Annotated in this window: 12 protein-coding genes; 3 read left to right on the top strand and 9 right to left on the bottom strand. The window is 61.1% G+C overall.

The annotated features are described in order from the left end of the window. Positions 1 to 36: 36 nt before the first annotated feature. From VOI21_RS12245 to VOI21_RS12225, 5 genes are all read right to left on the bottom strand, one after another. A complete protein-coding gene (locus VOI21_RS12245) occupies positions 37 to 408 on the bottom strand; it encodes an MmoB/DmpM family protein (RefSeq protein ID WP_323770161.1) in 372 nt (123 codons plus the stop codon). Between the two features lie 22 nt (positions 409 to 430). Continuing rightward, positions 431 to 1492: an aromatic/alkene monooxygenase hydroxylase subunit beta gene (locus VOI21_RS12240; RefSeq protein ID WP_323770160.1), complete on the bottom strand. Its 1062-nt coding sequence runs from the start codon at positions 1490 to 1492 to the stop codon at positions 431 to 433. Positions 1493 to 1542: 50 nt separating this feature from the next. Further along, positions 1543 to 2601: a 2Fe-2S iron-sulfur cluster binding domain-containing protein gene (locus tag VOI21_RS12235; RefSeq protein WP_323770159.1), complete on the bottom strand. Its 1059-nt coding sequence runs from the start codon at positions 2599 to 2601 to the stop codon at positions 1543 to 1545. 80 nt (positions 2602 to 2681) lie between these two features. Beyond that, positions 2682 to 4346 (bottom strand): aromatic/alkene/methane monooxygenase hydroxylase/oxygenase subunit alpha, encoded by a 1665-nt coding sequence (locus tag VOI21_RS12230; RefSeq protein WP_323770158.1) that lies wholly within the window; start codon positions 4344 to 4346, stop codon positions 2682 to 2684. 636 nt (positions 4347 to 4982) lie between these two features. After that, entirely contained in the window at positions 4983 to 6227 is a 1245-nt protein-coding gene (locus tag VOI21_RS12225) for an RNA polymerase subunit sigma-54 (RefSeq protein ID WP_323770157.1), read from the bottom strand. 95 nt (positions 6228 to 6322) lie between these two features. On the opposite strand from VOI21_RS12225, the gene VOI21_RS12220 reads away from it, so the two are divergent. Continuing rightward, the gene (locus VOI21_RS12220; RefSeq protein ID WP_323770156.1) at positions 6323 to 7288 is read left to right on the top strand and encodes a hypothetical protein; all 966 of its coding nucleotides are present in this window, start codon (positions 6323 to 6325) and stop codon (positions 7286 to 7288) included. Here VOI21_RS12220 and VOI21_RS12215 read toward each other — a convergent pair. Genes VOI21_RS12215 through VOI21_RS12205 form a run of 3 tightly spaced genes read right to left on the bottom strand, consistent with a single transcriptional unit; the run spans position 7285 to position 8916 of the window. Further along, the gene (locus VOI21_RS12215) at positions 7285 to 7464 is read right to left on the bottom strand and encodes a hypothetical protein (protein ID WP_323770155.1); all 180 of its coding nucleotides are present in this window, start codon (positions 7462 to 7464) and stop codon (positions 7285 to 7287) included. The two genes, VOI21_RS12220 and VOI21_RS12215, sit on opposite strands and share 4 nt — an antisense overlap. A gap of 24 nt (positions 7465 to 7488) precedes the next feature. Further along, complete coding sequence (locus VOI21_RS12210) at positions 7489 to 8625, bottom strand: hypothetical protein (protein ID WP_323770154.1); 1137 nt, start codon at positions 8623 to 8625, stop codon at positions 7489 to 7491. Next, positions 8626 to 8916, bottom strand: coding sequence for a hypothetical protein (locus VOI21_RS12205; protein WP_323770153.1), 291 nt, complete (start codon positions 8914 to 8916; stop codon positions 8626 to 8628). Positions 8917 to 8966: 50 nt separating this feature from the next. Here VOI21_RS12205 and VOI21_RS12200 point away from each other — a divergent pair, with 50 nt between their 5' ends. Continuing rightward, positions 8967 to 9239, top strand: a complete 273-nt coding sequence (locus VOI21_RS12200; RefSeq protein ID WP_323770152.1) for a hypothetical protein — start codon at positions 8967 to 8969, stop codon at positions 9237 to 9239. A 337-nt stretch (positions 9240 to 9576) separates the two neighbouring features. Next, entirely contained in the window at positions 9577 to 10413 is an 837-nt protein-coding gene (locus tag VOI21_RS12195) for a GNAT family N-acetyltransferase (protein WP_323770151.1), read from the top strand. Here the strand turns inward: VOI21_RS12195 and VOI21_RS12190 are convergent. Beyond that, positions 10403 to 12247: a sigma-54-dependent Fis family transcriptional regulator gene (locus VOI21_RS12190; RefSeq protein ID WP_323770150.1), complete on the bottom strand. Its 1845-nt coding sequence runs from the start codon at positions 12245 to 12247 to the stop codon at positions 10403 to 10405. The genes VOI21_RS12195 and VOI21_RS12190 overlap by 11 nt on opposite strands. Positions 12248 to 12316: the final 69 nt, after the last annotated feature.

Here is a 12316-nt window from a genome sequence, read left to right as displayed (position 1 = left end):
GACGCGGCGGTGGCCCCGGAAGGGTTCAAATGCGGGTCAGATGTATTCCATGACCTCGTTCATATCGCCGAACAGGATCACCGTGTCGTCATCGACCCGGACCATGCGGCCATAGTGGGTGGAGGTGTTGACCTCGAAGGTCTCGGCCGTCATTTCGCGGCCAAGGAACTCGGTGATCTCATCCATCTTGAAGATCAGCTTGCCTTCGCCGTCGATCCGGATGGTTGCCGGGTTGTAGGTCACGGTCACCTTCGGATCCTGCCCCATGAACTCGGCGATGGCGCGGGCCTCGACGGAGTCGTTCATGGTGACGCCACACTCGTGCGAAACTTCGCGTGAGCTCAGGTCGATGTCCTTCATCGCCTTGAAGATGTTCTGCTTGGTCGCATTGCGCGCTGTGCTAGACATGTTTCAATTCCTTTTCAGAGGTTTATTCGAGGCCCAGCTCGGCGAGGATATGGCTCAGGCGTTCATGAGAGACGGCTTTGACGTCTTCAAATGACACCGGTTTGGAGTGCGGCTGCGACCAGATCGGCTGCAGTGCGGCGGCGGCCTTTTCGGCAAGGTCGCGGTGCTTGGCCAGCCAGGTCTTGAACAGCGCCTTGTTCTGGGCACCAAACTGTTCATCGTTGGCCAGCAGGTAGATCAGGTCGACCGTGTTCGCGAGATTGCGCTCATAGTCGGCCTCGGCGGCGGAAATCACCGGCGGCGTGATGAAGTCGTTGTTGGCAGCAGCAGCCTGCATGAAGAAGCCAGAGCGCAGCAGTTCGCCCACCAGCGGCTCGAACACGATGTTGATGGCGAAATACTGCTCCAGATAGTCCTCAGAGCCCATGATCGTCTCGATCGCCAGACGGCACGGCTGCCAGATTGGATCTTCCAGCCAGGTCTTCTTGCCCAGCGTGTCGTCCCAGCCGTCGATGTCCATGCCGATCTCGGCCAGGTACAGCGTGATGTCCTGTGTCAGGCGCATCTTGTAGGACGAGTTGGTCAGCGTGGCGTTGTTGATCATCTGGGTGTAGCCATAGCGCTGCGCCTGCATGAGCGAGGTGCCAAGGCCGAATTCCGCGTGCTTCCACGCGCCCAGATGTTTCTGCAGAACGGTTTGCCATGCCTTGTCGAACGTCCGGTGCGCACCGGCCTTGCGGGCGTTGGTGATGACGTTCTGTACCATCGTCTCGATCTTGGCCTGACGCTGGTAGTGGGTCCGTTCCCATTCCTGATCGGGCGCGCGGAAGGCATGCCAGTTGGACGACTGCGCAGCGGTGTTGCCCTTTTCGTAAGCGCCGCCGCCCTTGCCGCCTTCGAACTCGATGATCCAGTTCTGGATCAGATAGCGTTCGGGATCGGGTTGCACGTCAACCGTGACGTCCTCGTAGTGCGTCGCCCGCTTTCCGCGCGGCTCAAAGTAGTTGTACTTGCGGCTTGTCGAGCCAACGAATTGCGCGGCACCTGCGGCACCGGATCCGACTGAGCTGGATGTTGCGACCATGGTAGTCTCCCTTGGTTTCTTAGTTCACGTCACTAGCGTTCGGACCGAATTCAGTGGCCCGAAGAACCGGAAGTGGGGGTGAACTTGTCGTAGAAAATGCGGTCGGTTTCGAAGTCGTGCATGAACAGCACCGGCGACAGGGCATCGATCATCGGCGGCGGACCACAGGCGTAGACATCGCCCTCGCCATCAATCCCAAGCGCCTTCAGCCGGGTATCGACACATTCGTGCACAAAGCCGCGTTCGCCGGTCCAGCTGTCGTCATCATCGGCATGGCTGAGCACCGGGATAAACTCGACATTCGGATGCGCCGCTGTCAGCGCGCCGATTTCATCCAGCTTGAACAGGTCGTTCTGGCTGCGCGCGCCGTAGAAAAAATAGATCGGGCGATCCTCTCCGCTGGTGACCTGATCGTTAAGGATCGACCAGACCGGTGACATCCCGGACCCAGCACCCACAAGGATCACCGGTCCTTGTCGCTCTTCCCGTCGGAAACACATTCCGTAGGGTCCTTCGACCCGCACTTCGGCACCCGCCTTGATGCCTCCGTCGTCGAGTTCGTTAGAGAACCGTCCGTCTGGGTATTTTTTGATGATGAAGCCAAGTTTTTGGGTTTCGCTCGGCGGATTTGCCATGGAGAACGAGCGTGTAATCTCCTCCCCCATTTCTGTTTTGACCGTGATGTCGACATATTGACCCGCCCAAAATTTGAGAGGCGCGTCCAGTTCGATTTGGACACCGCGAATATCGTGGGTCAGTTTATTGAAATCGACGATCTTTCCGGTGAACTGCTTGACCGGAATGGATTTCGCCAGGACTTCTTCGTCGTAGTTGAGCAGCTCGATCTCGACATCGCTGTAGGCCAGTGTCCGGCACATCAGGATGTGACCGCTGTCCTTTTCCATGTCGTTCAGGGCGAAGGTGGAGTATTTCAGCATCTCCGTTTCGCCGTCCAACTGGACGCACTTGCAAGCCGAACACTGTCCTTCCTTGCATCCGTGGGGCAATGCGATGCCCTGGCGGAATGCGGCATCAAGGATGGTTTCATCCTCTTCGACCTCGAATTCCACGCCTACCGGTTCCAATCGGACTTTGTATGTGTCCGTCATCGTTTCCTCCCTATCCACGTCGCGCGACTTTCGCGCGCTTGGGGGCGGGGGCCGCGTGAACGGCCCCCGCAGTTCTGCAATCAGTTGCAGGGATTGATGGTGAAGCCCGCCTGATACTCGGCGATATGGGCTGCCCGGTCGGTCTCGTTCATGCCGCGCAGCATGTTCAGCGGCGACCGCAGGGTGTGGCCGCGGACGTGCTCCAGCTTCCACATGTCCTTGTTGTCGAACCGGAGGTGCGGCTGCGGCACCAGCGTTTCGCCATCGTCGCGGACAAAGTTGAGATCCTTGACGGCATCCGCCAGATCCCAGCCGTCGTAGACGCTTTCCCATTCGCGCTTGCCCGAGAACTTGCCCATCGCAGGCGTCGGACGCCCTTGATATTCGTCGGCAAAGGCCTCGACGGCGGTCCAGCGGTCCAGTTCGTGCGCAAAGGTGTGCAGCTGACCGTCGATCTCGTCGACCACCATGTCCTCGCGGATGAGGCAGGGCACAAGGCACGACCAGCAACGGTGCGGATAGACATACCCTGTGTCGGTGTTGAAGGTCATAACCGTCTCGCCGGGCTTGGACAGCTTGGCGTACCACTTCCAGTATTCGCCGAACTCCGCGTACCAACCCGGATACTTGTGCTCAAACCACTCGAAATCTTTCTCGGTCTGGGCTTCGATCCGCCAGAAGTTTACCGGCCAGCCGACAGAGAAGAACTGCGCAACTTTGTGGACATAGTTCTTTTCGGTGATCCGCTTCCACGCTTCCTGCACGTCGTCGTGGTGGATCTTCACGCCGTACTTCTCAAGCGGCAGCATGTAGGTCCGGTAGTAGTCCTCAAAGATCCACCGGTGCCACATCTCGGCGTAGGACTCTTTGTCCTTGTCGCGGTTGGTGGTGCCGTATTCGATGAACGTCCCGATGGCGGCATCGACGATGGCGTGGTTCTGCCAGAAGGCATAGCGCAGGTCGCGTTCCAGCAGCAGGTGGTTTTCCGGCTCTTTCAGCGCGGCCATCAGCAGCGAGTGACCATTGCCGATGTGGCGGCTTTCGTCCGACTGCACCGACAGGAACACGGTCGGCAGAGCATAGTCACCGTTGCGCGCGGCCTCGGAGGGCATCGCGACGAACAGCGTGTTGGTGAACGCGGTTTCCGCAACCACCGTCAGGTACATGCAGGCGGCGGTCATGGTATCGCCGGTGATGAACCCCTCGCCGAACTGGCGGCCGATGGTGGTGGCGTAACACTTGCCGAACGCCTCTTCGGTGATGTCAAAGCCGGCCGGGTCGATGTAGTTTTCCATGTACCACTTCTTCAGGTTCATCTGAATCGTGGAGTGGCGGAATTCATCGACCATCTGCATGGTAAAGCCGGTGCGCAGGTCTTCGCCCGGAGACAGACGCGCCACCATGGCCATCGACCGCGCAGCCGAGATTTCCGGGAACGGGATGATCGCCAGGAACAGCTTCATCCACTCGATCCAGCGGGGCTCGACATTGCGGAACATGTCGCCGCGCAGCGCCGCATCAAGCGCGCCGTAAACCCGGTTGTCCTTTTCCTCTTCCATCGGAAAGTAGGAGCGCAGCACCTGTTTCATCGGGTCGCGCGGGGCCTTGGTGATCTTGTAGTCTGTCGGGTAGGTGCTGGCCTCCTGAACATAGGAAGGGTTCCAGCCGAGATCGGAAATCTTCTTGGTTGCCTCCCCGATCGAGATACCACGTTGCGACGTGATCTTATTAAGCGTCAAAGTCATGCCATGAGCCTCCTTAAAGCTCTGCAGCCGGTCGCCCGGCCACCTGTTGGCGGCTTTTGCCGTTGCGTCGTTGAGCGCCTGACGGTCAGGCGCCGGTTCTCGGCAAAGGTTGAAAAGAAGGTCACCGCCCGATGTCGCCGCGCGGGCGACCCGCATCCGGGTGTGTGACCTGTCTCCCTGTCCTTCGTTCTTTGAGCCGCCGCTTGGCTGGCCGCCCGCATCTTGTGTCCTTCTTCTGGCAAGGCTGGTTCCAGAATTTGGAAAACGCGGGCAGAGGTGATAAAATTCGTCCTACTGCACTGTTTTAATGAATTATTTTTTGCGGATTATTTTTGCGCCAGGGATTCTGAGCGCCGAACGCTCAACCTGTCGCAGAGGCGGATTGTCGCATAACGTTACAGCCGTTTCATGGACGTCTTTACAAAGCGTTACACTGTCCGCAACGGCCTGATTTTTCGGACAGGTCGTCGGCTGAATCGGCGCTTGAAAAACCCGCCGAGCGCAGCCGCAATTCTACGATCACGCCTGATGGACCGGCTGATGTCGGCTGTCTTTTCGTCGTCATTTCCGGGGGATTCTGGGGGCAAAAAACGCCGCGCGGACCGCCAGATTTCGCAGCAGACCGGCAGGGTCGGCTCAGGCGCGCAACCTGCGTTTCGCGGCAGGCGATATGCCGATTTCCTGACGGTAGTTGGACACCACCCGCCGCGACACGGTGATGCCTTCGGCTTGCAACAGGGCCGTCATACGCCGATCCGACAGCGGTCTTGCCGGGTCTTCCTTGGCAAGCAACGCCCGAATGCGGGCCTGTACCTGCGGTTTGGAAAACAACGTCTGGGCAGAGGCCGTGCCCGCAAACAAGGACCGGCCAACGGTTATTCCGTTCGGCCCCTCGATCAACAACCCGCTGAGAACACGGCTGACCGTGCTAAGGTGAAACCCTGTTTTCTGCGCGATCTCCGACATGGTCATCGGCTTCAACGCCGATGCGCCAGACCGGAAAAACGCGCCCTGGCGGTCAACCAGTACGGCCACCACCTGCCGCAAAGCGGATTGCCGCACGTCCAACGCCTGTTTCAGCGCCCGCGCGCGCGCCAAAGCCTCACGCGCATCAGCGGTCTGGCCATGCCTCGGCAGTGGAACAATCTCAATTTCGCGATGCAAGGCAGATAGATACTCGATGTCCCAGCCGTCGCCACGTGGCGTGATCCGCACATCCGGTTCACGCGCCAAGGTTGGATCAGTGGCAAAGGCGCTGCCGGGTTTCGGGTCCAGCCGCCGGATCTGTCCAAGGCAGTGCCGAACGCGTTCTTCGTCCAGCCCCGTTGCCTCGACAAGGCCGTGAATTCCGCCAACTTCCAGCGTGGAAAGCGCAGCCAAAACGCGCCTCATGTCATCGCTTACCGGTCCCTTGTCCTCAAGTTGCAACCGCAGGCAATCCTCCAGATTTCGGGCAAACAGCCCGGCTGGCTCTACCCGCTTTTGCACTACGCGCAACGCCGCTTCGACCAGTTCAGGCGAAATTCCAAGGGTCTTGGCGATCTCTTCGGGCGCGCGTCCCAGCCACCCCGACGGCTCCAGCTCTTCCATGAAGGCGGTGATGATCCGCTCCATCAGACCACCCTCGGCGATCAGGCCCGCCAGCGCGCGCGCGACGTGTTCATAAAGGCTGCCTGCCTCCGCAACAGTGGCCATTTCCGACGCATCGGTGGCGCTGGTCCCCGCCATCGGCCTGCGGCGCAAAATGAACATCGGGTTGTCGCGCGCCGCCTCGGCCAAATGTTCGTCCAACTCGCCGGACGTCATTTGCAGCACGCTCACGACCTGTCCCAGACGGAACACCTGGCTCTGCTTGGCGCGCAGATTAAACCCTAGCGACATGGGGCAATCCCATGGGCCGCGCCCGGACAAAATTCTGGCTTTGAAACCCGGCCCCGGTCTATCCTTGCACAAACAAATCCCTGAAATGCAGAGTGATGAGCCAGACACCCCCCATTGGCAGTATTGTCCCGCTTGATGGCGCTGCGCCGGAACTGTCCTACCCCGGACTGTCGCCGCAACTGCTGGCCCGCGTGAAACAGCTTTGGTCCGCCGCCCGTCTCGATTTTGACAGCCACTGGCGGGTCGGTCTGCGCCCCCTGCCCGGCTTTCGTGCCGTTCCACGGGTCGAGACCGCAGCCAACAGCACGGACGTTGATCTGGTCTTTCTGTTCGATCAATGCGTGATCTGGGTGCGCGCCTTTCATGAGGCAGCCACTCTCGGCAAAGCCCGGCAGACAAGCGGGCTGAGCGATTCGCAATGGCATGGACTGTCGGCGCTGTCTGCCCGACTGATCGAACAACTGGCCGCCTTGCGCCTCTTGGCGCTGACCGACCTGCCGATGCCCGCGATGCAGATTGCCCGGTCGATCACCGAAGACGTGGATATGACGCTGGTGCTTTTGATCCGGCCCAAGCTGGCGCAGCGCTTTGCCGAATGTCGCACCGTGGACGAGGCCAGCGATTTCTGGCGCCGTCACATTGCCGGAGGCCGCGCCTTTCGCAGCATCTCGGAGCGGCTTTATTCCGTGGGCATCGATCATTCCGCCGACACCGACTATGCGAAGTGGCGCAAGTCCGTCCTCACGACGCTGGGCGCCGCCGTGCACAGCAATGCCTTGAAAACCAGCGTCACAACGCGCCAACACGGCGATAGCCTGTTGAGTGGTGACAGCCTGCATTTCGCAGCGTTCCGCATTCATGAACTGTGTGCCTTTGCGCAATTGATCGAGCCGGATCTGATTGACGTGCTGACAGCCGCTTACCAGACGGACGACACGGCAAAGCCCGCCGCCAGCACGCTGGGCGCGCTGGCAGGTCCGCTAAGCGGCATTCTCATCCATCAGATACCCAGCTTGTCGGCGCCGCCTGCTGCGTCACAACAGGCGGTCAAACCGCATTAGTTCGGGCGTTCCTCGGTCTGGCCAAGACGGTTCTCGGCGACCCAGCGCGCGGCAAGAACCAGCGCGCCTGCGGCAAAGTCCTTGCCGTGTTCGTCGACCATTTCCTCTGCAACTTTCGCGAGTTGCTGGAAATACCGGTCTTTGCTTTGCTCTTCGGTGGACAAGGCTTGTGTCATGATCTCTCTCCCTTGGTGGCGTTGTTATTTGAACATGTTCTTGGGGAACGTCGTGATCGAGAGCGTTCCATCCTCTCCCGCGATCGCCAGATGCGCGCCGTCGTCTGACCACACCAGCGCATTGACCGCAGCCCCGGTGCCTTCGCGCAAGAGCATCTCATCGGGATGGCCGATCCGGCAGATCATCACCAACCCGTTCACATAGCTGACCGCGCAAAGATCGCGCGTGGGATGCACGGCGACCCGGTCCACAATCGTCAAACCCGGCTTGCCGGTTTCAATTGGCGCGCCTTCATGATCGCCGAACGGCAGATCCGGAAGGTCCCAGCCCACAACACGGAATGCACCGGAGGCGACCATGCCGCCCGCCTTGTCGCTGAAGCCCACGCTGCGCACGGCGGAGGGGAAATCGACGATCCGATCAGAGGTGCCCGCATCCGCATCGACCAGCACCAGCGCCTTGTCCTCACAGCCCGCCGCCAGCCACCGCGCGCAAGGCGACCACGCAAGATCGCAGACCTGGCCATCGCAAGGGACACACTTCAGCACGCTCAGGTCGTCGATGGACACAAGGCTGACCTGCCCCGCGCCCCAAAACGCCAACAGGCGTTCCTTCGGTGACAGCGCCATCCGCGTGACCGCATGTGTCAGCGCAACCTCACCGCTCTCGGCACCGCCTTCCACGGTGGCCAGCACGACCACCTTGCCAAAGGCCGTCGCGATACGCCCGCTGCGCGGCAAGGCCGCCAGAGCGGTCACAGTATCGTCACGCGCCGCAGGGATGCGCAGGGTCTGTCCCCGCCCGGTGGCACGCCACAACGCGCCTGTATCCGCATGGGCATAGGCAAAGCCCTGATCGCCATACCGACACGGCAGAACTTCAGGCCGCGCCACCGGGTCCTCGCTGATCACAGGCACGGGCAGCGGCTTGGTCCGGGGCCGGATACTGGGCCGCCCGGTGTCGGCCTCGACCCGCACGCGGCTTTCGGGATGTTCCGCGTCGTTGACAGAGACAAAGGCCATCCGGCCATCGCCCAAGACTGCGGCCAGCGAGGTGCCCGAGGCGTTGAAAAGGGCATGGCGCACATCGGTCTCCAAATGCCACGTCCGGGCAATCAGATCGAACAGCGTCATTGCTTGGGGTGGTTTGTGCATAGTCATTCAGCGTTCCTTCGAGGTGATGGACTCAAGCTCTGCATCCAAGGATGAAAGCTGCTTTTCCAAATCATTGATCTTGGTCAGGTTGTCTTCGCGGGCCGCGTCCGTGCGGGCCTGTTCGGCCTCATGGTCGCTGTCGATCACACCATCGCGCGCGTCTTTCATCTCCAGCACCTGCATCCCGCTTGCCATCTGGTTGAGTCGCATCTGCTCGGTATTCGCCTCGGCAATCCGAAGGGTGATCTGCAAACGGTCCTTCAGGATTTCTGCGATGCTTCGTGATTGACCGCTCATGACTGCCCCCTGTAAACGATGCCCGTCTTCCGACCCGAAAGGCCCATGCGATGACCGATCCTGCCGACATCCGCTTTTTTCAGGCCCTCAAGGAGGTCTGCGACCAGTCCGACGACGTGGACCAGATGTGCCGCGACACCATCGATCACGCGGTCGAGACCGGAGATCCACGCGATCTGCGTGCGGCGCGTTTGGCACTGGACGGTCTTGACGACTCCACCCGGGAACAGGTGATGCGTCAGGTTCATCGGCGCATGGCCACTGACCTGTCGGCGATTTTTGACGCCATGTCCGGCGCACCCGGACGGCAGCGCCCGAATTGAGCCAAGACGCGGCGCGCACGCCGCCCGCAAATTTGCTGTGTCGCACATGGGCTCCCCCTCCCCTGGGCACCCGGTTGTTCGAGTGCCGTAAAGGCTAACAGAGCGGCAACCCCACACAACGAATACAGCCGGAATTCAGCGATTGACCGGTGCCGTGGCCGAAAAGTGTAAATTTGCGTTACGTTTGGAATCGGGGCTTGTAACGCTCTGTTTCGGAATAAAAATTTCTGCGCCGCAGAAATTATTCCGCGCATGCACAGTAAGCGAATCAATTGCTTGATCTAACCGGGCGCTTGGCGTTTTGATGGCCACATCCGCAGCGATCCAAGACAGGCAGATGGACAGCTTTCCCGAGACTCTGGAACAGGACGACCTGCTGTTGCGGCCGCCGACAGAGGCGGACCTGTCGGACATCGCGCGCCAATTGGGCGACCCGCGCATTGCCCCCTGGCTGGCCACCGTGGCGCAGCCCGTCGATACGCAACAGGCCCGCGCGCTGCTGATCCACGGACAGCATCCCGGCGAAGAGGTCCGCCTTATCCAACGGGGCGGCAGCGTGGTGGGTGCGCTTTGTATCGGGGCCTCGCTTTGGTACTGGCTGGACCCCGAGCACTGGCGGCACGGCATCATGCAACGCGCGCTCACAATGGCCATTCACGCCCGGTTCGCGCGCCCTGCCCCGCCGCTTGTCGCCACTTGCCACGAAGACAACACTCCCTCAAGGGCACTGCTTGGCCAGTTGGGCTTTGCGCCGTACCCCGTCGGCAGACGTATGTTCTTTCATGGCACTCAAAGGGCAGAACCCTGCCGCGATTACCTTTTGGCACCGGAACAATGGCACCTTCTCCATCCACCTGAAATTTCGGCCGGTCAGGCCACTTTGCGACCGGCGCGGCAGTCAGATGCAGCGACGCTGGCGCGGATGCTCCCCCGGGCAGGAACCGCTCCTTGGCCCGTGGCCGAAACCCTGCCCGTCTTCATCGAGACCCATCGGTTTCGCGGACCTCGCGAGGCGTTGTTCGTTATCGAGGACGACACTCGCAGAACCATTGGCATGGCGTTGATCACGCATGGCGGCTGTGCATTGTGCTTTCTATCCGACAGGGACGAACAGCGGCACCGCGCCTGGGTTGATGCGGCTCTTGCCGAAGACTCACGGCAATCTAGTCCTTGAGATGTGCATAAATCGTATTGCGCGACACACCCAGCCGCCGCGCCGTCAGCGCCACATTGCACTGACAGACCCGGTACATGCGGCGGATCTCCAGACATCTTTGTCGGCGGATCGAGGTATCCCTACAGCGTGGGCAAACCTGATCCGCGGTGTCCTGCACCGCAAGGAACCGATCCACCTGCCCGTCACGAAGGATGCCCGCCGGGCAACTGGCAGCCAAGACCTGCAAATGGTGACGCAGATCGTTCAGATTGTCCCGCCGGTCGAATTCCGCAAGTCGTCTGACAGCTTTGACCGAAAGCCGATGATCCGGCGACAGGTCCGCCAACATGCTTCGGGCAAGCTTGTGAAAATCCGTCCGGGCCGCAAGCGGGGGCAATTCGAGGGCCAGCATCCTCAAGTCGTCCACCGCCTTGGGGCGCGGTGCGGTTTCTTCGCCCCGGGTCCGGTCGGTTGCCAACACGCACCAGTGTTGCGCAAGGATCGCCTCACGCAATGTATCAAGAAGCTCGGCAAGCGCGCCTGACCCCAGTTCGTCCAGAGCGCCGATATGCTCAAGCACCAGCGTCCCGCCGCCCTCATTCCGGGGATCAGGCCGGGGATCAGGCCGGGGATCAGGCGCCACACAGCCCTGCAAGATCGCGTGCGCAGCCGCACCCCCATCGGTCGCGCGCCGCAGACGTCGGCAATCAACCGCGATCAACGGGCCCGATCCGTGGACATGACGGTGCACTGCTTCGGACAGCCGCGTCTTGCCTGTGCCCGCCGCACCGCGAATGCAGACCGCCTGCCCCAGAGACGCCGCGCGTTTGGCCACCCGCAAACAGTCGCGGGCCATATCATCATCCAGAACAAGCGTCCCTTCCTGCGGAGCGATCCGGGAGATCGCCGGGATCTCCTGCATCCGCCACCGAGGCGGCACCAGTGGCTGCAGCGACGCCGGGTGAAGCCGCGCGAAAAAGGCTGCGTTCGACCGCTCCCATAGCTGCGCGGTCTCCCCTCTGGCCAACGCGCGCAACACAGCCCGGAAATCGCCGCGAAACAGGTCATCGAACCGACTGACCGTGGCAAGGTGCATACCCGTCAACAGCCGCGCGGACATCCGGTTTGCGCCGGTGATCCGACCGGTCTCATCCACCGCGATCAGGCCAACACTTTGCGTGGCAAGGTATTCGGCCCGTTGGTGAAACTGGAGGATATAGTCATCGCGGTGCGCCTCGGCGAACAGCCGGTTCTCGACGTTTGTGGCCGCAAGTGCGACCAGCGCCTTGGTATGGAATTGCCGTTCCGCCACCTCTGACGAGGCATCGAGAAGACCGACGACAGTGCCATCCGACGCAAGGATCGGAACGGCGACGCAGGACACGCCGCCGTGACAGCTAAAAAAGTGCTCGCCGCCCATCACCATGCTCGACCGGCCCGACAAAAGCGCCAGCCCAAGGGCGTTGGTGCCTCGCTGCTCTTCGCGCCAGACCGATCCGGGCCTGATAGAGCGCCCGCAGGCGCTTTCGCTGAATTCCGTGTCCATGATCGTGTCCAGCACGACGCCGGTCTCATCGGCGAAGGCGCACATGAAATTGGTCCCGGCGATCTGCGAACTCAGCAGTTCCAATTCCGGGCGGACAAGACGCATCAGCCGTTCTCTGGCCTGCCGGGCAACCTTGAGCGTCTGATCGGAGACCACCGCGTCCACCGGCACTCCGCAAGGGTCGAGACCGTTCTGCAGACACCTCTGCCAACTGCCTGTTATCTCTTCCCGGATAACGTGGGATGACAGCGCGCCGTCCGGGTTCAACGGGTCCCGCGCCTGCATGAATGCCAATTTGGCCGTCATACGACCGCCCCTCCCATTGCACCGACCCATTTTCGGGCAACCCGCCTGAAAATCAACCGGGATGTTAGG

Origin of the sequence: Antarctobacter sp., from assembly GCF_034670325.1 — a bacterium.
GTDB lineage: Bacteria > Pseudomonadota > Alphaproteobacteria > Rhodobacterales > Rhodobacteraceae > Antarctobacter.
Note: the sequence above shows the minus strand (reverse complement) of the source record. Positions and strands in the feature narration are given on the sequence as shown.

Coding starts and splice junctions, on each gene's coding strand:
- VOI21_RS12245 (WP_323770161.1), bottom strand. CDS start 408: ATGTCTAGCACAGCGCGCAATGCGACCAAGCAGAACATCTTCAAGGCG.
- VOI21_RS12240 (WP_323770160.1), bottom strand. CDS start 1,492: ATGGTCGCAACATCCAGCTCAGTCGGATCCGGTGCCGCAGGTGCCGCG.
- VOI21_RS12235 (WP_323770159.1), bottom strand. CDS start 2,601: ATGACGGACACATACAAAGTCCGATTGGAACCGGTAGGCGTGGAATTC.
- VOI21_RS12230 (WP_323770158.1), bottom strand. CDS start 4,346: ATGACTTTGACGCTTAATAAGATCACGTCGCAACGTGGTATCTCGATC.
- VOI21_RS12225 (WP_323770157.1), bottom strand. CDS start 6,227: ATGTCGCTAGGGTTTAATCTGCGCGCCAAGCAGAGCCAGGTGTTCCGT.
- VOI21_RS12220 (WP_323770156.1), top strand. CDS start 6,323: ATGAGCCAGACACCCCCCATTGGCAGTATTGTCCCGCTTGATGGCGCT.
- VOI21_RS12215 (WP_323770155.1), bottom strand. CDS start 7,464: ATGACACAAGCCTTGTCCACCGAAGAGCAAAGCAAAGACCGGTATTTC.
- VOI21_RS12210 (WP_323770154.1), bottom strand. CDS start 8,625: ATGACTATGCACAAACCACCCCAAGCAATGACGCTGTTCGATCTGATT.
- VOI21_RS12205 (WP_323770153.1), bottom strand. CDS start 8,916: ATGAGCGGTCAATCACGAAGCATCGCAGAAATCCTGAAGGACCGTTTG.
- VOI21_RS12200 (WP_323770152.1), top strand. CDS start 8,967: ATGACCGATCCTGCCGACATCCGCTTTTTTCAGGCCCTCAAGGAGGTC.
- VOI21_RS12195 (WP_323770151.1), top strand. CDS start 9,577: ATGGACAGCTTTCCCGAGACTCTGGAACAGGACGACCTGCTGTTGCGG.
- VOI21_RS12190 (WP_323770150.1), bottom strand. CDS start 12,247: ATGACGGCCAAATTGGCATTCATGCAGGCGCGGGACCCGTTGAACCCG.